This window comes from Paenibacillus sp. J22P165, from assembly GCF_059692015.1.
Genome location: NZ_JCAUAP010000001.1, coordinates 35138 through 56870, shown reverse-complemented (window position 1 = coordinate 56870; position 21733 = coordinate 35138). Strand labels below are relative to the sequence as shown.

General features: G+C 48.3%; 13 protein-coding genes. 2 read left to right on the top strand and 11 right to left on the bottom strand.

Features of this window, described 5'->3' with window-relative positions; translation table 11 throughout:
* The first annotated feature begins 211 nt into the window (after positions 1-211).
* Entirely contained in the window at positions 212-1879 is a 1668-nt protein-coding gene (locus tag AC58QM_RS00225; RefSeq protein ID WP_497280360.1) for an MORN repeat-containing protein, read from the top strand.
* 122 nt (positions 1880-2001) lie between these two features.
* The gene (locus tag AC58QM_RS00220; protein WP_310499584.1) at positions 2002-2958 is read left to right on the top strand and encodes a sugar-binding transcriptional regulator; all 957 of its coding nucleotides are present in this window, start codon (positions 2002-2004) and stop codon (positions 2956-2958) included.
* A gap of 43 nt (positions 2959-3001) precedes the next feature.
* Here the strand turns inward: AC58QM_RS00220 and AC58QM_RS00215 are convergent, their stop codons facing one another.
* The 11 genes from AC58QM_RS00215 to AC58QM_RS00165 form a co-directional block, all read right to left on the bottom strand.
* Positions 3002-5986, bottom strand: a complete 2985-nt coding sequence (locus AC58QM_RS00215; protein WP_497280359.1) for a family 78 glycoside hydrolase catalytic domain — start codon at positions 5984-5986, stop codon at positions 3002-3004.
* Between the two features lie 39 nt (positions 5987-6025).
* Entirely contained in the window at positions 6026-7708 is a 1683-nt protein-coding gene (locus AC58QM_RS00210; protein WP_497280357.1) for a response regulator, read from the bottom strand.
* Complete coding sequence (locus AC58QM_RS00205) at positions 7701-9494, bottom strand: histidine kinase (RefSeq protein ID WP_497280355.1); 1794 nt, start codon at positions 9492-9494, stop codon at positions 7701-7703. The genes AC58QM_RS00210 and AC58QM_RS00205 overlap by 8 nt, the downstream gene beginning before the upstream one ends.
* Before the next feature lie 116 nt (positions 9495-9610).
* Entirely contained in the window at positions 9611-10501 is an 891-nt protein-coding gene (locus AC58QM_RS00200) for a carbohydrate ABC transporter permease (protein ID WP_497280353.1), read from the bottom strand.
* A gap of 60 nt (positions 10502-10561) precedes the next feature.
* Positions 10562-11467 carry an ABC transporter permease gene (locus AC58QM_RS00195; protein ID WP_497280351.1) on the bottom strand — a complete coding sequence of 302 codons (906 nt, stop codon included), beginning with the start codon at positions 11465-11467 and terminating at the stop codon, positions 10562-10564.
* A 22-nt stretch (positions 11468-11489) separates the two neighbouring features.
* Positions 11490-13181 (bottom strand): extracellular solute-binding protein, encoded by a 1692-nt coding sequence (locus tag AC58QM_RS00190; RefSeq protein ID WP_497280349.1) that lies wholly within the window; start codon positions 13179-13181, stop codon positions 11490-11492.
* Between the two features lie 266 nt (positions 13182-13447).
* Positions 13448-15232: a discoidin domain-containing protein gene (locus AC58QM_RS00185; RefSeq protein ID WP_497280347.1), complete on the bottom strand. Its 1785-nt coding sequence runs from the start codon at positions 15230-15232 to the stop codon at positions 13448-13450.
* A 261-nt stretch (positions 15233-15493) separates the two neighbouring features.
* Complete coding sequence (locus AC58QM_RS00180) at positions 15494-18673, bottom strand: glycosyl hydrolase (RefSeq protein ID WP_497280345.1); 3180 nt, start codon at positions 18671-18673, stop codon at positions 15494-15496.
* Between the two features lie 240 nt (positions 18674-18913).
* On the bottom strand, positions 18914-19621 hold the full coding sequence (locus AC58QM_RS00175; protein WP_497280343.1) for a glycerophosphodiester phosphodiesterase: 708 nt from the start codon (positions 19619-19621) through the stop codon (positions 18914-18916).
* Positions 19622-19650: 29 nt separating this feature from the next.
* The gene (locus AC58QM_RS00170) at positions 19651-20259 is read right to left on the bottom strand and encodes a histidine phosphatase family protein (protein WP_497280341.1); all 609 of its coding nucleotides are present in this window, start codon (positions 20257-20259) and stop codon (positions 19651-19653) included.
* 1 nt (position 20260) lies between these two features.
* Positions 20261-21730 (bottom strand): FGGY-family carbohydrate kinase, encoded by a 1470-nt coding sequence (locus AC58QM_RS00165; RefSeq protein ID WP_497280339.1) that lies wholly within the window; start codon positions 21728-21730, stop codon positions 20261-20263.
* Positions 21731-21733 lie beyond the last annotated feature (3 nt).

Sequence of the window (21733 nt, the reverse complement as noted above, 5' to 3'; positions counted from 1 at the left end):
AACACTATTTTTGTGAACGTGCCCCTGCTCCAATCGACAGTCTCCTTATGGGCACTATCCCGTTGGCTCAGGAGATGAATCGACGCTTTCGGAACTGAGCGAAGGGGATAGTCGTGAGAGAGCTTTCTCACAAGAAACCAGGAGATATGCCTAGGATGCTGGAGCAACCGGGGACTTGCTAGAGACACTAATGAAATAAGGAGTGAGCGTATTGGAGCCGATCAAAACGATTGAAAAAGTGCTGAAGCCTATCGTAGCACCTTTCATCGGACATATTATGAAAGCCCTCTTAACCGTTGGAAGGCTGCCTAAGTTAGCGATTATTAAATTTCAACAAATGATGCGAGTGATGCTTCAAACTCGTGAATCCTCTCTGAAAAACTACGTATTGATCGGCTCCTACTACATCTCCAAGAGGCTGCTTATTTTCATCGTATTGTTCATTCTAGTTCTCATCTTCTTCATATTCATTCGCCCACCTAAGATCGTGAATAAATGGTTGAACCGTGTGCCTGTGCTCCAAGAAAACACACCTAAGCTCACAACTTTTTCTGGCAATGGCAAAATTGTCGATCCCAAAAAAGAAGCACGCTACGTAGGTGATCTGGTGGATGGTCTTTATTCAGGAAAAGGTAAACTATATCATGCCAATGGCCTTCTCGCGTATGAGGGAGATTATGAAAAAGGGCTCAAATCCGGAAATGGTACGCTCTATGATGAGCAAGGACATCTCCTGTACAAAGGAGCTTTTACCGCTGATGCCTATAACGGTGCGGGTACGCTATATAATGAGAAACAGAAAGTCGTGTACATCGGTGAGTTTCAAAACGGGGTATTCGGCGGTGCCGGCAAATTATATGCTCCGAGCGGTGATTTGCTCTATGAAGGAGGCTTCAACGGGGGCATGTACAATGGGGCAGGAAAGCTTTTCTCCTCCGGAGGCATTGCTCAATACGAAGGTGAATTCTCGGCTAGTCTATATAACGGGACAGGTAAGTTGTATGATGCGAAGGGCATTCTCCTTTACGAAGGCGGCTTTAAAAATGGCAGCTATTCGGGAGATGGCACGGAGTTCTACCCTAGCGGCATGATAAAATATAAAGGTCAGTTCCTTGTAGGCCAGTATGGCGGAGAAGGTGTGGCTTTTGATGAAAAAGGCGTACCGCGCCTCAAGGGCGCGTTCCAGAGCGGCGCCTTAACCGGCGCCGGGGAAGCCTATGACGAGTTGGGCAAACTCGTCTATAAAGGCGATCTCAAGGCTGGCGTCTATGACGGCCTTGGCACGTTGTTTGACGCAGACGGCGCGCCGCTGCTGCGTAGCTTCTGGGCAGGCGGCGCGATCAGCCTGCCGAGCTTCATCGGTTTGTCCAGCAAGAAAGTCGAAGACTTGCTGGGCAAACCGGCGGAAGTGACGCTGCAGGATGACAGCGTCATGCTCGCGGGCCAGGAGGCGGCGGTCGCAGACGCCTCCGGTGTGGAGCCGGCCGCTGACGGCGCCGGCGGGGTTGTTGTGCCAGCCGCAGGTGCTGGCACGAATGCGGGCGCAGCAGCGCCGATCGGCGTGAAGCTGCTGCTGAGCTACCCGGCCTACCAGCTGTCGCTGCTGGTAGAGCCGTCGAAGACGAACCCGAAGGAAGCGGTCGTCACATCGCTTAGCATCTGGGGCTCGAAGCCTTTGGCGCTGCTGCAACCAGCTATCGAGACCTTCAAAAAGCTGACTGAGCCAAACGAAGCTGGCTACAGTGTGATGGAGCTGGAGGTTGGCGCTGGTGCTGGCGCCTATAAGAATAGTTATTTTAAAGGTGATTATCTATTTACACTCACCCATTTCAACGCAACGAAAGAAGCTCACCTGCTGCAGGTGAGCTCCACCAAATAAACGACCCCGAAGTGACTTGCTCCATATCGTCACTTCGGGGTTTTTGTGATATGATTCAGTTAACTCGAGCAATTGATTAGAAATGAAACTTATGTCCATAATTGAAACGGGGCCACTCACTCATGACAAAAACACAGAATAACGAGCATTTGTCAAAAGAAAGCTTCCTAGAGAGAATTTCCCGTATGTATTACGTACTCGAAATGAGTCAGCAGGAAATTTGCGAGCAATTGAACATTGGCCGTTCTTCTGTAGCTCGTTTCCTGAGCGAAGCCAGAGAGCGAGGGATTGTGCAATTTCAAATCCGCTCCGATCTGGATGGCTGCCGTCATACAGATTTGGAAAGCCAACTTATGAAACGCTTCAAGATGAAGGATTGTGTCATTTTTCGCTCTGACGAATCAGGCACTTCCTTCGAGGTACTCGCTAGCCAATATTTGAATTCTATCCTTCCTACACACGGTTCCATCGGTCTAGGTTGGGGGAAAACCTTGCATGCCGTTGGCACTCAAATGCATTTGTGCGATCCGCGTCCTGGCTTAAAGGTGATCCAGCTTTCCGGAGGGTCCGGCGCCAAAGAAGAGCTCGTTCCCGCTGCAACCGTTATTCAATTATGGGCGCAATCGCTTCGTTGCAGACCGATCTTGCTCCCCGCGCCTGCGATCGCCGTTAACGTGGAAGTCAAAAATAGCTTTTTACAAGACCCAAGCATACAAGAAATAGTTTCTGAAATTAAGAAGATAGACGCCGCTGTCGTCGGAATTGGCCATACCGGTGAAGATGCCACCATTATTACGTCAAATCTGGTACCAGGTTTAGGCAGTCAAGCGCTGTCCGCTTCCAGCGTTGGCGATCTAATCTTTCATTTTTATAATGAAAAAGGCGTGTTCTCCGAACCTAGTCTTAGCAGCCGTGTCGTTGGCGCCACCCCTGAAGAGTTTCAGCAAATTGAGCTTCGCATCGGCGTTGCTCATGGGGTGAGCAAGAAGAAGGCGATTCAAGGTGCCTTGCAGGGTCAGCTTATTCATGTCCTGATTACAACCGAAGAGACCGCGCGCGAGCTGCTGGCAACCGAATAACTTAGCTTCGCCTCCCCAACATAAATTTAATAAACAAACCGAGCTACACTACGTGCAGCTCGGTTGCTCCTTCCATCCCTTCGGGAAGCAGGATCGATATGTTCAGTTCGGCTGGAGCCCATGCTTTAATATAAATCCGGCCATCACTTTGAATTTTCCAAGAGACATCGATACGCCCTTCTTCGGGCAGCGGAACGCTCCCCTTCGCCCATGTAAGCCCACATGGGTTAGGCTGAATAACCACATCGCGCCAGCCTATCTGCTCTGTCTGCTCACAAGTTACTCCCAATACGGCACTTCCCAGGAAATACCCAGGTGCTGACGACCAAGCGTGACAATGACTACGCGTTAATTGGCTTGGCGTAGGATCAGGACCATCCGTTTTCGGGTATGTCTCCCAGCAGGTCGTGGCTCCATAATCCAACATACGCCCATATTGCAGACGGATATCATCCACCAGCTTACGCATGTTCCCCATTTTGAGTAATGCTTCATAATAGAAAAATGACATGAAAGGGCTGCCGATCTTGACGAACGCTTCAGGCGGCGACTCTAAGTATCGCTCCACATTCGCTTTACGCTCATTGCTCGCAATATCGCACAAATACGCGACGACTTGCGTTTGCATACTGAAAACTTCCGAACGTCGTCCATCGCTATGCACACAGTCCAGATAGGCCTGTCGCTCCTCTGACCATAGATGTGTCTCGATCGCTTGTCGCAGCGAATCCGCTGTTTGTGTGAATCGCTCTCCTTCTGACGCCATCCCAGCCAAAGCTGATAGCTGTGATGCGGATTGGAAAGCTTTAACGAGGAACATATTTTGATGGGTCACGGTACCGTTACGGGGCTGATCCAAGGGCGCCCAATCTAAGAAGTTCCATGCCTGCATGGTTAACAGTCCGTTCACATCCAATAACTGTTCATAGTGCTCCAGCGTATATGCCACATGCGGCCATATCTCGTGTGCATAATCCAAATCGCCGGTTCTAATCACATATTCGTGGCAGGCGATCACCCAGAAGAAAGTCCAATTCGGAATGACACTATTCCAGCCGCTAGGTACCTGATCTGCATAAAGAGGCGTCTGCCCCCTTGAACCAGGCACAAGATTCAAACAACGCTTGACCAAAGACTCTGCGCCATACAAATAATAGGTAATTAACGCTTCATTGCGGCTGTCTCCAACCCAAAACGTTTGTTCATATGCCGGACAGTCGACATACGTATCCTCCATACACAGTTTGACGGTATGACGGCTCATTTCCCATATTTCATTCAGTCTGGCGTCCGAGCAGCGGAACTGTCCGACCTCGGCTACCGGATAGTTACTTTGCAGAACATTCACGTTATATAGTCGTACGGTACTCTTCGCCTTCCGCACGGTTACGATGATATATCGAAAACCTCGACGTACTTGAGATGTGTAGGTTTGTCTTCCCTCACCACAGATGTAGCGCAGCGAATTATCCAAGTAATGCGTGTAGTGGACGTTACCTTCCTGCATATATTCAACACCGAAGAAATCCATCACTGTCCCTGCATCTGCTTCCACTTCAAATGAAAGATAGCCTGACCATTCCGTGCCAAAATCAATAATAAACTCTGTATCATCTTCCCCAAAGGTTGGAACTTCTGCATATCCGACATGCGCCATGACCGCTTGCTGTAAACTCGCAGGAACTGGCTTCTGAATCGCATGCTTTTTCCAAGCCGTCAATGTGTAGACTGATTCAGGGCTGACAAAGGCCAGCGAAGCTGGTGCGATCGGGACTCCTAGCTTAACTATTTCATTGATTGAACTGGAAGTGCTAATGCTGCAAAAAGCTTCATATAATCGTTTACTACTGTCGTCCAGCCCTGCGACCAAATCTTCTTTACCTGCACACGCTTGAATAAGTCGATCCTGAGCCATTTGCTGTTCATCGACCACATGATCAATATATTCATAGTTTTCTACAGCTCCGATGGAGATAAAAGGCGAGAACGCCTCGCCAGCATTCACAGGGGAAATCACTTCAAACGGTACCTCGCAGTTAATCCCCATAAATATTCCTCTGCCATGATCTGAGCCAGCCAGCTCAAATAACAGCAAGTGTTCACCTTCTATCAGATCCACATCCAAATAGAGATCCTGACTGCCTTGCCCCCTGAGACTCGACTTCGGATACCGAATGCCATCCACACAAACCGCATGTAAGAAAGGCGGTACATACGCAAAGCCGATCGTGATGCTCGCTTGTTCTGACATGCGAATGGTCGTACCCACATGCCCTGCGTATACCGTAGAATTACCATGCGTGCTATCACTTACGAGAATTGAACGTGCATCTAAATAAGCGGTCCATGGCAGCGGAGTTACTTGATGTAGGGATTCAATTCTAGACGGGTATATGCGTTCCTCTGTTAAATATGGAATATCCCGAGGGGTTAATTCCACCCAGGGCGCCATGCCTACCTCGCCAATCACAAAGGCGTTCGCCCAATCGCGATCGTCATAAGCTGACTGGCACCACTGCTCATCCCAAATCCCAGCATCAACCCACTCAGCAAAGGCAAGCTGCAACGACATCCTTGGCGAACGCGTCTGATAGCCCTTGTGCCGTTCCGTTTTCCAAGCACCATCCGTCCCAATCCAGCCTTTATCTTGGTTCTCACCTTCACCTGAAGCCCAATCGATCTGGGCTAATAGACCCCCGCGCCCGCGAATATAAGAAAATGTAGAAAGCCCGTAATGCATCACCAGGAGTGCAACCGAATTCGGTTCACCAGGCTTTAGCCTAGGGCGGATATCATACGTATCGTAAGCTAGTTCGTGCGGCCAGCTGCGAACGGGTCCTCGTCCGATCAACGTTCCGTTTATATAAAGCGCATAGCGTGAATCAGCGGTGACGGAGATGTCAGCCTCCCGCCAACCTGAAGCCGGCACATCGAATGTCCTGCGAAAACAGTGCCATTCATTGCGCGGGCTTTCTTCGCCATCACACCAAATCCATGAGGCCTGCCAGTCCTTTGACGATATAGCCATATTTACTTGCTATCCCCCTTGATGTCCTTACACCGCGAATCACTCCGTTACCATCGTGCGATATTCCTGCGGGGTAAGATTCATTTCTCTTTTGAACACCTTGGCAAAATAATGGGCGGACTCAAACCCTGCATCTACAGCGACCTCATGGACTTTAAGCCGCGTGTTCGCGAGCAGTTCTTTTGCCCGTTTCATGCGCAGCTCTTTAATCCGGTCGGTGACTCGAATTCCAGCGGAAATTTTATATAATCTGGACAAGTACGTTGGATGCAGATAGACGTGATCCGCTAATATATCAAGCGATAACGGTTCGCTAATGTGCTGTTCAATGTATAGGTTGACGGCGGCAACAATTTGAGAAACGCGATCCTTCTGCTCACTTTGCTTCAGCGAGAATAGCAGCTCGGACAATTCAGCTAAATAGGCTTCCGCTTCGCGCCATACAGGGAGCAACGAGATGTTAAGCAGTGGTTCCGTTCTCATCCGTCGTGACACTTCGGCAAATAAACCCCGACGATTCAGATACGTCAAGAACATGCCGCTCAGCGCGTACCGAAATTCGATAATGAGCGGCATCCCCTCACCACAAGTGGCAGCAAGCGCTTCAAGCGTACGAGTAATGTCCCCGAATAACGGAACGAATTCTTCCTTCTGCCCACTTTCTAGGTGCCATTCGAGCTTTTTCATTTTTTGACTTAAAAGTGCTCCATCCGCTTGTGCGGCTATGTCTATCGTTCTGCTCGTTTCCCCCGCTTCGGACATTACCGTTTTCGGCTCAAACAACAACACTTCCTTGCCCTCGCCAAGTCCTTGGCGGAACATCTGCTGCAGCTTGAGATGCTGCATGCTCAGCTCTTCCCATTCACACGAAGCCGCGCTGACCGCGAACGATAGCTGCACATCGAGCAGCTTCGCGCAGCTGGCCTGAATGTCCGACAATGTGTCGCGCACGAACATTTCGCAGTTGCGCCAACGCTCCTCCACCTCGTGCAGCTCTGAGGCCGCAGGCTGAATAAACCAAACGAACTCCGAACCACGCAAACTGCAGGATGCTTTTGTTAATGGGGTTAAATATTCATCAGCAATATTTTGCACCCCATAAACGAATAGGGATTTGTCGTATGAACTGACGACGTCTTGCCGCCAAGCATCGATCCGCCCTGCAACAAGGAGCACCTCTTCTTTAAAATCTAGCGGTATCTCAAGCTCTCTCATCCGCGTCAGGGTTGTCCCCCTCGGCTCGAACTCTCCCTCCAGCAACCCCATGAGCAGCTCCTTCCGCTGCAAGGGGAGCGATTCCCGCACTTGGAGCTTGGCTCCTTGAATAATCCGATCTACTTCTAATTCATCCTGCAGACGAGCGATCGCTTTGCGCACGGCTGCGAAGATCGGCTCGTCGCCTTCTATTTTTAGAATATAATCCACACCGCCATGACGCATCGCAGATTGGATATAGTCAAAGTCGCCATAACCAGTTAAAAAAATCATTTTGCAACGAGGCCACAGCTCCATAATTTTGGGCTGCAGCTGCAGCCCGCTCATCCCCGGCATATGAATATCGGATAGGACAATATCCATTTTCGCAGCACTCACAATACGCAAGGCCTCGACTGCTGAATAAGCGCGATACACCTCAAGCTCAACATCTCCCCAATCCAAGAACTGCTCATACAGGCCGTTCACGATTCTCGGCTCATCGTCCACGATTAACAGCTTATACATGAATTGACTCCCTGCCCTTCTCGCTGATTGCTATCTTGTCGGCATGCTCATGGACAAGCGGAATGCATAGAATAACCTGATTTCCTCCACCAGGCCTGCGGTTAAAAACCACACCGCCTTCTTCGCCAAATTCAAGCCGTAGTCTGCGGTGAACATTGATGACGCCCGTCGTTTCAATATTGCTCCAGCCTGAAGAAGCCTTCAATTTGTGCTGCAGTTCATCGTAATCAGCTTGCGGCATTTCTTCACCATTATCCTCGACAATGATGAACAACTTATCGCCTTCTTGCTCAAAGCGCACTTCCAGCAAGCCGCCTTCCAGTGTATTGCTTAAGCCATGATGGTAAACATTCTCAATAATCGGCTGCAAGACCAGCTTGGGAACTTCCACACCTGCATATCGCGCAGGCAGCTCAGCAAAATGAGCTACGATGCGATCCTCAAAGCGGAACGATTGAATATCTACATAGGTTTGTGAAAAAGCTGTCTCTTCCGCCAGGCTAATCTGCCCCTTTTGCGTCCTGGTAATAAACTGGAAATATTTGCCCAAGTACGAAGTGAAACGAGCAATATTATCGTTTTCTTCATTTTTGGCCATACGGTATAAAATAAAAAAGTTATTGTATAAAAAATGCGGATTGATTTGCGATTGCAGCTGTCGCAGCTCGGATAAATTGGCTCGGTATTGCTGTTCATACACTTCATGAATTAATTCCTTAATCCGGCTAACGGAATGGTTATACTGCTGATACAAGTAACCAAATTCATCCGATCGCTTGTAAACAAGTTCTTTGTCGGGAGTGCCATTCTCAAGACCTCTGAAAGCTTGAATTAATCGACGTAAAGGCTGATGTATTTGCAAGAAGATCCAATAAGAGAACACAATGATAATCAGTACCGAAATGACAGACAACACCCAGAACCAGACTCGGAACTGCTTCAAAGCTCCCAGCATTTGCGTTTCAGGCATATACATAATCAGAGAAAAGCCTAGCTTCTGCGATTTTTCAATATTAACCCAATAGGTTTGACCATCAATACGAAGCACTTTTTCACCTTCAGCACGGCTCAGCTGCAAGCTGTCCATTATGGCGTGCATAAAGTCTGTACTGCTTGTTTTACCGTGGAGCAGCCAATTTTCATCGTGCCCGACTACAAACGCACCGCCGTTGCCGTCGATCTTCATCGTATCTAAGACATCGCCAACGGCAGTGCCGTCGATCTCGGCGCTGACAAGAAAACGAGGTTCGCGACCGTTAATTAACGCCAAATTGGAAAAGGGAAAGCTCACATACAAGCGATCATCGCCGTAAACGAACGGGTTACCAACTTGTCGGCTCGCACTTTTTAACAAGTCATACTCCACCTCGCTCAGTTGCCCATAAGCGGCAGCGGAGGAAATCAATCTTTTTTCGCTAGGTAAGTAAATACTTGCCTCCCGTACGTAGCTATTCAAATTGCGCAAGCTAGTTAAGCGACTCCTCGTATTAATGACAGCGTTTCGCCAGTCAAAGTCGTTAAATATTTCCCCAGCGCCGCTTAACAAACCAACGTCTCGATCGTTAACGAATTCTTCCTGCATCCGAATGATACGGTTGAAGTCGCTTTCTAGTTGACGAATATAAAAATTAACACTGGATTTCATAGACTCTTCTATTTTATCCTGCACATTACGCTCGGCGTAATTATTCATCATCAGGCTGATGGCATATACAGGCGTCAGGACAATGAGAAAGGACAGAATCAGCTTCGGATACAGTTTGAACAGCTTTTGCAAGTGTCGCAATGTCATAACTCCCTTCAACTTTCTCCACAAAAATTGCTTTCTATGGTTTCCACACACATGAAGGAAGCTCCTGCTCTGCTTAAAGATCGAAGAGATTTCCCCGCTCCTAACGAGATTTATTCCTTAACGCTTCCCATTACGATCCCCTTCGTGAAGTAACGCTGCAGGAATGGGTAAATCATCAAAATCGGTAATGCACCCAAGAAAATTTGGGCGGCCCGCACCGTCCTTGCCGAGATTTTGTCATACTCCTTAAGCGTATCTCCCGTCCCAGTCAATGAGGTCAAATCGAGGTCGATAACGATGGTTCGAAGGTAAGTCTGCAACGGATAGTGCGACGGTGTATTCATATAAATCATAGCGTCAAACCAAGCGTTCCAGTGTCCGACTGTACTAAATAAGCCGATGGTCGCGAGGGCTGGAAGCGATAGTGGTAGGTAGACGCGAAGCAGTGTAACCAGATGGCCCGCTCCATCCATCATCGAAGCCTCCTCCAGCTCTCTCGGCAGACTGCGAAAAAAGTTGAGCAGCAGCAGAACGTTAAAGACGGGAACCGCGTTAGGCAAAACGAGCGCCCAAATTGTATCTAAAATCCCGGTCGCTCTCACGGTCATAAAGGTCGGAATCAGCCCGCCGTGGAATAGCATCGTAAATACGACGATCCAGGCATATAGCGTTCGCATTGGAAATACTTTGCTCTCCTTCGAGAGTGGATACGCCATCAGAATGGCCATGAGCATATTAAGCGTTACACCGAGTAAAACTCGCTGCATCGTTATGCCAATTGCGCGAAGGAATTCAACCTTCCCAAGGACAATGCGATAGGCATTCGTTGTAAAATCCACAGGCCACAGCTTCACATGCCCCGCTGCAACAGCAATATCCGAACTTAAAGATATGGAAAATATGTGCACAATTGGAAATACACAAGCTAACGAAAGCCCAATTAGAAACGCATAGTTCCAAATTGTAAATATTCTAGAGGATAGAGATGTATCCTGAATCAATCGATCGTCGCCTCCTCCCGGAGCTTTCCGAAGGGAAAGCTTGCTTCGTCATTTGTCATTCTAAAATATGCGATAATTGGCAAATCGGTAGGCTAACATATACGATACGGAAATAAGGATAAATGACACGACTGACTTGAATAGCCCGACCGCCGTAGCAAGTGAATATTTCGCCTGCTGAATCCCCATGCGGTACACTAGTGTATCGATGATATCCCCGGTTTCATAGACGGCCTTATTGTATAGATTGAACACTTGATCGAACCCGGCATTCAAAATATGCCCAAGGCTCAGCGTTGCGAGCAGAACGATTACCGGGAGGATACCTGGTATCGTAATGTGCAGAATTTGCTTCCAACGATTCGCTCCATCCACAACAGCTGCTTCATATAGATTTGGATTAATACCCGTAATTGCCGCCAAATAGACGATGGTGTTAAAGCCAAATTCCTTCCACACATCCGTCGTAACGAGTACATAGGGAAATGTCTTCGGTTCCCCTAGGAAGAAAACGGGCTCGAAACCGAGCCCTTTCAACACGCCGTTCACAATACCGGTTGACGGCGACAACACATCGATTAGAATGCCGCCTAGAATGATCCAAGATAGAAAATGCGGCAAATAAATCAGCGTCTGAATACTGCGCTTCACAAACACAGCGCGAATTTCATTCAGTAGCAATGCAATAATAATTGGAAATGCCAGCCCCGCAATCACCTTGAGCACGGAAATGTATAACGTATTCCAAATGACCCGATAAATATTGGGCAATGCCATCATATAGGTGAAGTTGTCCCATCCCACCCACTTGGAACCAAACAATCCTAACGTTGGCTTAAAATTCTGAAAAGCTAACGATACGCCTAGCATCGGAATGTAATGATACACGAACAACAGCGCCAATCCGGGCAGCAGCATGAGATGTAGAGGCCAGCGTGAGTAAATCGATTTTCGTGTGCTCCACATGGCTATCACTCCAAGCGTTTAATTATTTCTTTTGCTTACCGTACCAATCATTCACTTGCTTCGTAATATCCGTACCGCCGAGCTTATTGTAATTCGCTACGAATTTATCAAACAGATCAGGGGATTCGCCGAGCAAAATTTTCATGAACGTTTCGTTCGTCACATCACCAAGCGTACCGGTTTTCTCAACCATTAACTCCGATGGGATGCCCGTAAATTGATCGTAGTACAACTGATTTTCCGTTACGTACTTGTTGATGACCTTTTCCGAACCATCAGGTCCAAAAATTTTCGCATAACGCCACATCGTCTTGTCACCGCTTTGATACTGCTTCACTTGATCGAAATAGCCTTTACCTTCCGGATTCAGCTTACTCATGTCGCCTGCTAAGCCAGCCTTAATCGCTAAGAAATGATCAAGATTTTTCGTAGCACCAAACGTTTTCACGTCTTGATATTGATACACGGCGAAATTCCCGTCATACATGAACTTAAAGTCAGCCGTTTTCCCAAAAATCTTCTCAACATATAAATTCATCATTTTAATCGCAGCTGCTGGATTCTTACTTTTCTTATTTACAACCCAGTAGTACGCCGGCATCGCCGTCACTTGCGCTAACGCAGGTTTAGCGTCAACGGAAGGCAGCGGATACATTTCCCATACTTGTTTCGCATCAGCCGTCACAGCCTTGTTAAGCTTATTCAGCGGCTCAGAGAACGCTCCGTAGAACATCCCGATCTTCCCAGCCACGATATCTTGCAGCAATTGGTCCGCCGTCTTCACGGAAAACTCTTTATCGATTTCACCGGATTTGTACAACTCCTGCAACTTGGCAAGCGCTTGCTTCATTTCTGGCTGAAGGTTACCTTGAACGAGCTCGTTGCCGCCTTTCGGATCTTTGACCCACATGTTTTTATAGGCATGAAAACCGTTAAAGAAGCCCGTCATACCGCCGAATCCACCGAAGATATTGGAGTAAAACCCGAGGCCAAACGTATCAATTTTTCCATTTTTATCCGGATCATTGTTTTTAAAAGCTTTTGATATTTTGTAAACATCGTCCATCGTTTTCGGCTCTGTCAGTCCAAGATTGTCTAGCCAATCTTTGCGAACCCACAGCATCTGTGCACCCTCAATGGCTGCATTGACATACGGAATCCCCATTAGCTTACCATCTAACGTAGCTGAGGCTAGGCCCACACCTTTATCCGTTCGTAGCTTCTCATCTGCAAGCGGGGTAATGTTTTTCTTGTACACATCGGTTAAATCAGCGATAATGCCAGCATCTGCAAGTTGCTTCAGCTGGATGGGCTGCACTCGGAAAATATCCGGTAAGTCACCGGACGCAATAGCCACGTTCAACTTATCGTTATAGGTCACACCGTCAGTTACCCATTTATTCTCAATCTTAACTCCGTATGTTTGCTCCAATAGTTTCGTCATGACGTTGCTATCTAATGAATCCCCTTGCGGAAATGTAAGACCGCCTGGCATGTCACGCACCATGGATACGCTAATCGGTGGATCGTATTTGCCCTCAGGGCTTTGCTCAGCTGCGTTGCCTGCAGGCTTGGTTGCTGCCGGAGCTGCGGATGAAGCCGGTTTATCGGTAGTGGTGTCTGTTGTTGTTGAGCAAGCGGAGAGCGTAGAAGCTAACGTAAGTGTTGTTATGAGTAACGACAGCGTACTTTTTTTGCTAATTAAGCTTTTCAAATGTGACCCCTCCATGTAAATAAAATCAATCCAGAGCTGGACAGCTGCGTGCTTACGGCGCCGTACACGGCAATCAAGCCCACGTCTTCTGTTACTTTTAGTCTAGCAAAAGCAACTTCGGCTCCATAGGGGAAACTCCCTAGTTTCATTGTCATATTTCAACTTGTTCTACGTTGCTTTCTTGAGTATACAACTGAATGAATCTTCTGTTTATGAAAAAAACAGCCCTTTACATGATTAACATGTTTCAGGCTGTTTTTTGAAGTTTAGTACACTTCTATTTCTGCAAATTGCATTCTATATGCACCAGACGAATCGGTTCTTAAGCTCGTTCCTGTTATTTTCACATATCTTGCTGATTGGGAAGTGAATGCAAAACTCTGCACCTTATTACCTGGTTTGGCATAATTGGTCTTGGTCGTCACTGTCGTCCAGTTCACATTATCAGAGGATACTTGAATGGTAAAATTAATTGGGAAGCAGCTGCCCAGATTCGTGCCATCGTTTCTTGGATACAGATCGACTCGGCTGATGGATTGACTGCTGCCAAGATCCGCTGTCATCCATTCCGTATGATTCGTAGACGTGCTATTCTGGCTGCTCCAGCCCAGTATGCCTGATAACGAGGATCGGAAGCCATCCTTTGCATTGTTAACGGTCCAACCATTTCCCTCGTGCGAACTGGAGGCAGTGAGACTAACGATTGGATCGCTTTCCACCGTTTTAACAAACATAACGGCGTCCGCTATTGTAGTCCCAGCATCTGTCGCCAATAGCTTCACATAGCTGCCTGTTTCCGCCAAATCATAGGTACCAATATAGTTCCACTGACTGCCATTGACTTGTTGATTTACCGTTTTGGACGTGTCGACGCCACCGTTATACGCGATCTCTAGTGGCGCAGCATCCGGCCTGTTTGTGCCTGCCGTCCATCTCATGTAAATTTTATATTTGCCCGGCTTAAAAGTGTACCAAGAATTTGCATCTGGCGTCGAAAATTTCGCCCATCTCGTGGATGCATCTGCTCCGCTCGTGCCGTCCGTTGCATAATCAGTATCCCAATACCCCGCAGTGCTCGTTGATGCCGTCCATGGCGAATCATACGTGGCATACGTATTCGTGTTATCAATCACTACTTTGCTAATGTAGTCAATGTACGTTGTCGTGGTTCCGTTGACCACGTACCCTTGATCCAGTGTTTTTTCAAAATCAGCGTGTGTCCCGGCCATAAAAGCATTGAAATAATTAATCGTTAGCTCTACCGATTGTTTATACCGATAATTATTCGCCCAATTCGTATCTTTGTGCCAAAAATCCACTTCAAACGCGTCTTGGATACGCATATCGTATGGAAGCCCGCTATTGTGGTCAGAATGATTATCCCAATTGAGACTATCCATGACCGTATCGGCGCCTACCGATGTTTCTGCCACGCCATCCCCATCGTTATCCACCTTCAGGTTGGCATCAATATTATGTGGATTGCCTGCATCTCTACCAGCATTCAAATGGGCAAAATAATCTTGTAACAAATGTGCCCCATTCCCCAGCAGTCTAAACTGCAGCTCTGGCTTTTGATTTTGATTTTTCCAGTACACAGCCAGCTTCAACATCTCAAGAGCATTATGAAGACGTGCATCATATTTCAAGTTGGTCACCGCATGTGCTGCTACGTGGATGACGCCATCATTCGTATCCTTTTCATCAATGTTTAGCGTTATAGGCACATCGGCATCGCCCCCATCATCCAAATGAGCAACCCAAGCCTTTTCAGCTGCCACATCGCCTTCTGCCATATATTTTAACAATCTTTTCTGCATCAACCCGTAACCTGTATCTGGTATGGAGGTCATATACGTTTTGAATGCGGCTGCACGTGTATCATTATAAGCATCTGTCGCTAACTTCCCATGGCCCGAGCTGTTACTGTTCGTAAGCGAAGCGCCAGCTGTCGTTACGCCTCCCCAGGCAAAGGCGCTTTGCGGTGCAGACATTAACATGAGCGTAAGCATACCAACGGAAAGCATTAGGGACACATATTTCTTTTTCAATTTTATTTCCTCCTTTAAGTTTGTTTTGCATGGACGATCGAGCCTAACTCTTGCTTCTACCTGCACAATTGCTTGCTGAACCACCCCTTTCGATTTCAAAAAGAATTTTGCAGCTCCAACCGTAAGCCGCACAATGATTACGCTTTCATTGTATTTGATTGTATTGGATTTTTCAATCATTTGTTTATTTATGAACATTTGCTCAATTCATAGAAACCGTGTAGCCTGACTACACGGTTCTAAACAAATGGAAATTTATATTTAGCTAATTTCGACAACAAAATCGGCTAATAATCCGAAAGCAAGCGTATCGTAGCTTTCGGCAACTGGCGGACCATAGAGTGGCGCCTTTTTAAAGTTGCGTGGCCATGCGCTTTTCCGCACACCGTCTGGCTCATGATGCGGACCAAGCATGTTCTTGAGGTTACCTGAAACGCGAACTACAATGGTATTGGTTCCTTCACGGAGAAGTTGACTGACCTCATGGGAATCTCCTTGTCCGGCACCAAATAAGCCAGCGAATTGCCCATTCACGTGCAGCGATGCCACAGCCCCGCCCCACTCGGGAAGGTGAACTCGATAAGCGTGGCCTAACGATGGCACCTGGATTTGTTTTTCATACACCACACTGTTGCTGTAGAACGGGTAGCCCTGATCTTTCCACGCTCCTAAACCGAGCGTTTTGGGTTCAGCAATTGTCCATTTGCCTTCGGTGCTGATGACCGAGAATGAGCCTAACAAGTAAACCGCTTCTAATTCTAAGCGAATATCGAATGGAGTTACTTGCAGCGTGATTGTATTTTCCCCGTTCACAATGGCACCTGAAATTTCCGCAGCGTCAAAATGATGATCTAGCGACCAACTCGCCTCATTCCATGTAATCGGAGTGCCATTGACGGACAACTGATAAGAACGGCCACGCTCCGCCATGAACTGGATCGGGCCAACTAAACCTGCCTTATCTGCGTGGAAGCGATATGTTGCTGTAAAGCCAGTACCAGCTCCAAACGTATTGCGGTCGAGCAGCCTGCGTTTGAACTGCACCCCATTATCCCATGGGTTCGTTTCGAAGCCATGGTGCTCATAGATCAGACGCTGACCATGAACCGTGTTGATGTTCTCGTACGATTTACTGCCCACTTGAATATCGCAGTAGTCCAGCGTCAACACATTGTCTGTTTCCAGCTGGACGGACGTCTGTGCGGAGACTGTGCGCCAACTAGCCGTGTTCGCGTTAGACGTAACCTCTTGCGCTGCAAGTAGATCAGCATCTCCGTTCACTACATTCCTGACAACCAATAGATGTGATCCTTCCTCTGGCAGCTCAATCGTCAGACGCACGAACTCACCTTCCCGTACGTAAGCAGGTATTACAACGTTCCCGCTCCAAGCGTCACGAACTTCGACTTCCTTACCGAGCAGCTTCAAATCAGCAACAATCGCCTGAGGACTACTATTGACGATAAAGTAAGCGGAGCTGCCATCGTCGTAGTCCCGACGCAAATGGTGGACGCCGACTGGAAGCGGAGTCTCGTTAACCCATTCGATATCCATCGGAAGTATTTCACGTAGTAAATGATCTATGTCATCAAGCGTCGACGCAGTCAGCCATCCTGGGTAGGATGCCAGCTTGAGCGCCACTTCCGAAGCCTCACCATCAATAAAACTTGACGGCTCTGCCATCGCAATCACACGTCCACCTGACTGCAAGTAGGCTTCAAGCAGCTTTAAAGTCGAAGCTTTCATATTCCGCATACTATCCGGGAAAATAACAACATCGTATCGGCGATTGCCAACTTGAAGCTTGCCAGCTTCAGCTTGGCCATGCCGCTCCATAATGAACTCATCGCCGAAATCATAGTTCCACTGCCGATCGCACAAGCCTTGTACAACTTCCAGATGCAGAGACATATCTGGGTTCTGTGGCGGAGCTGCCTGGAGACTAAGGCCTCCCTTCTGAGATTCCGGCGATTCCATGAAAACACTCGTCACAGGATTTAAGAACAGAATGCGATTGTTCGTCTTCCCCTGCGAAAGCATATAGGTTAGACGTCCGAAGTAGTCGTTCATCTTCCCATATTCTTCCCACCACGGCTGACGCCAGTCGAAGGATTGGGGATGATCACGTTTACGTGCCCCCGACAACGTAACGAACGTTAAATGTTGATTAATAAAGTTAATACCGTGAACAACCAGCCAGTCGCCAATTCGTTTGTAATCACGAAAATCCGAATCCCATCCGCCAGCGCCATAAGCTTCGCAAAGAACACGCTCTTTGTCTAACTGATTGGCGACGCTGTGGACTTCCCGAATCGTTAGCATGAGTGGTTCCATGCCTTCCTGATCTTTCTTCCTCAACAAATTGGAGCGCAGCATATCAATCCCTGGCCACTGCATGTACTCATAGAGTGACATCACTGCTGGAGAGGTTCTGCCCCACGGATAGGGCCAGTTATGCTCCAAATAATGCCCTGTCCAAGCAATCCCATGCTTCGCACACCATTCATAAATAGGTTGAAGAAAGTTTTCTACCCACAACTCACGAATGGTGTCGTAATAATCGTAGCGAACCTTTTGAGCGTCTCGGCGAAGTGAAGGACCAGTAACGTCTTTGAACAAGCAAGGTAAGTGGTCCTTTAAATCATACCCGTTCCGCTCTTCAAAGCGGCCAGCAAACCAATAACTGAATGGCAAAAAGTTGTTGCCAGCTTGAAATAGATTACCTGGTGAGATTTCCGGTTCATCCGTGAAGATGGCTGGAATGCTGCTGCCAAACTTGTCGCCAAATCGACTGCGATACGCTTCATACGTGCTATCAAGGAAGACCTGCGCCACTTCAGGGCGCATTAAATCTGTATATGCAAAACCGCCGAGCCATGAGTTTGTCTCTGGCTTGCCAATTTCAAACCACAGAAACTTCTCGCCATACTGTCCCCACTCGGAAGAAGGGATGTTTGTGACATCATGGGCAATTTCTAGTGTCCCGTTCCCCTCAGCGCTTTCCTTCATGGCGAACGCTCGGATCGGATGCCCTGGGCGATTCAGCATCCCGGAGACGACTGGCAGCGTTGACTTGCTGTCTGTTAAATCCAGCTCACGCATATTCACCGAGTTGGCCAGACAATCTGGCAGCTCAGACGGCACATGGCCTCCAGCAAAGCCAGACGGATATGAATTTTCATCGTAAATATACAGCTTCAATTCCAACTTTTCCGCTTCTTCCAATGCAACGGCCCACAACTCAAACCATTCCTCGGATAAATAGGGTGTAATGAGTCCCGGACGAGGATGGACGAAGGCACCGCCAAAGCCATGTTCTTTTAATTCAAGCAACTGTGTGCGAATGAGTGCCTCCGTCATCTCGTCGTTCCACACCCAAAGAGGTGCGCTTTTGTACAGGGCCGGCGGATCTGCGAATTGGTTCAAGTCAGGTAACGTCATGCTAGTTTCTCTCCTTTTATGTAGATATCTCAGGGAAATCCAACTTCGAGATGAGCATGTCTTATCCGCCATCTCCCCTTAAGTCTATCGAAACCGCTCGAGCGGCCATAGTGGAAATTCCCTAGTTTCCGTGTCATTTGTCAACGAAAATCGGTAGCTGCTTAACGCCTTACAATAGAAAAAGACGGAATACCCCCATGGATATTCCGTCTCTTGCTCTTGCTTTTGAAAATTGTCCTATCAACGATTCTCAACAAACGACTTCCACCGCTCCAATTCATTCGTACATATAATGGCCGAAGGATATTTCTTCGCAACCATCTCCATCTCTTCCAAACGGTCGACCGGCCAGACAACTAGTTGAATTCCCGCTTCTTCAATCATGCGAGCATACCGTTCCGTGAGAAATGACAGCTTAACAGCCAAATACTGACCTTTGATCTCTTTCATAAAAGGGAACACATAAGGCATGCTGCCATGGAACACTAAGCCTAATGAGATATCTGCATCCAGCTCTCTCATCCGAGCGACAGAGAAATGATCAAAGGAAATCACATAAACCTGCTCTATCATCCCTGTGCGACGAACAACTTCCAGAACTGCCTCTTCCAGCCCCGTATAGAGTTCGCCCTCCTGTTTCAGTTCGATGCTGACAATTAAGCGATCCTTAACCAGAAGCAGTGCTTCCTCCAACGTTGGAATCACTTCCGTACCGCTGATCCGAAATTGGCGCAGCTCCTCCGCTGTATAGTCCTTGATATAGCCTTTACCATCGGTCAGCCTGTCGAGCGTTTTATCATGCATCACGATAGGCACGCCGTCCTTACTTAAGTGAACATCCAACTCTAGCTGTGAAAATCCTAACTCACAAGCTGCTTGAAACGAAGGCAGCGTATTTTCAATATATTTGACAGGGTAGCCACGGTGTGCAATTCCTTTAATCGTCATGAGCAGTCATTCCTTCCCGATATAGGTATTTAAAATGCATCAAAACGGCAGTTCAATCTGATCAGTTGAAAATCGTCGCCCTTCGCGTCCAGCACGGCAATGCCTGCATTTTCAGTAGGCAGCTTTCGGTACGCTTTCAGCGGCATGGACAGCAAGCCAGCAATGAAAATACGGATCGCTGTGCTATGCCCGGTAACAAGAATTTGCTCACCCGGGTGCTCTACTGCTTTCTCTGTAAAAAAGTGATGCATCCGATTAAACACAACTTGTCCAGACTCTCCAGTTCCGCCAGCCAAAACTTCGGTAGGGTCATCCAGCCAACGCTGCCACTCCTGGGAGTATCGGGACTTAATTTCCTCTAGCTGCAGCCCCTCCCATAAGCCAAAATCAATCTCCGACAGCCGCTTATCTTGACGAATGCGCAGCTTTCGATGGCCTGCCGCAGGCTGAGCGGTTTGAGCTGCGCGCTCCAGATGGGATGCGTAGACATGATCGATCTTCACGGCTCGAAGGAACTCGCCCGCCTGCTCCGCCTGTTTCATCCCTCCAGTTGAAAGAGGAATCTCCGAAATCCCGCAGTAGCGGCCATCACGATTCCATTCGCTTTCTCCGTGACGCATCACATAAAACCGAGTCATTTTATCCCACCTGAACCTTTCCCTCATGATAAAATCCATTATCGCGTAATTGCTGTACAAACTGCTTGTATCTCATCTCATACTGCTCACAAACTGAAGGGGCGGCTGGTTCCACGGTCAACGCTGGACGAATCATCGCGCTTCCCGCTTCTTCTAAGTTTGAAAACCGCGTTTGGGAGGCAGCTAGAACAGCAGCGCCTGCCGCACCTTCGGTATGTTTCATCTTTTGAATGGGCCTGCCGCTCACACTGCTTCGAATCTGTAACCAGACAAGGCTGTTACTCGCGCCGCCTGCTGTATAAATCGCTGACACACGTTCACCTGACAAACCTTCGATAATGTCATAGGAAAGCCGCTCCAAATAGGCGACTCCTTCCATCCGAGCAGCAAATCGCTGCTCAGGTGTAAGCCCCTGAGACTCAAAGCCGCAGGCATGCTCAGCAACAAAGGGGAACCTCTCCCCCTTCTGGCGAAGTGGATAGGCGACCCAAGGTGTCGGCGTCATCTCGCCGGCCCGTTGATTCAAGACGGCAAGATCCGCCCCTTGATAATCGCGCGAGACCCAATCGGCTCCTGTATTGCTTGCGCCGCCAGGCATCCAAAAGCCCTGCGGATGCTTATGGTTATACAATCTACCGAGCGGATCTAGGATCGGCTGCTGTGTGACACCTTTTACAACCATCGTCGTTCCAATCGTTGTATTCCATTCACCAGGTCGAATCGCACCCGAGGCAATCTGTGAGGCGCAGCCATCCGTCATGCCCGCAACGATGCGAACTTGCGCAGGCAAACCTGTCAACTGGCACGCTTCCGTGCTAATCGTGCCGAGCACAGTGCCCGGGGCTACAACGGTAGGCAGCCATTCGGACGGGATGCCCAGCTTCTCACTTATATAGGACGGCCAACGGTCGCGAACTAAGTCATATCCCGTTTTCAAGCAATTCGTATAATCGGTAACTCCCCATACTCCGCTTAGCTTGCCAATCAGATAATCAGCAGCATGTACCCAACGTTTCGTCTGTTCCATCAGGTGCGGATACTGGTTGCCAAACCAGATGATTTTTGGCAATCCAGAGGAGGCATGAAATGTGGTATACGCGCACGGATCACCTTGCGCAGCAAGGGTGCAAGCCTTCGCTTCCAGCTGCGACCGAGGATCGCTGTACATCAGCGCCGGGCCCAGCGGCTCGTTCCGCTCATCCAGAGGAATCATCGTTCCCGAGGTGGATGTCACCGATAAGGCTTCAATTGATATGCCTGCATGTAACGTTTTCAAATCGTGAACGATTCGACTCAAGCATCCCGTCAAAGCCTCCCACCAAAGCGCTGGCGACTGCTCCTCCCGCGTATTGGCGAGCTCGAATGTCACCGCATCTGCGGCAAGCAGCTCCCCTTGCTCATCTAGTGCCATAACACGCACACCCTGCGAACCGATATCAGCTCCGATAAAAACGAGTTTGCTGCTGTTCACATT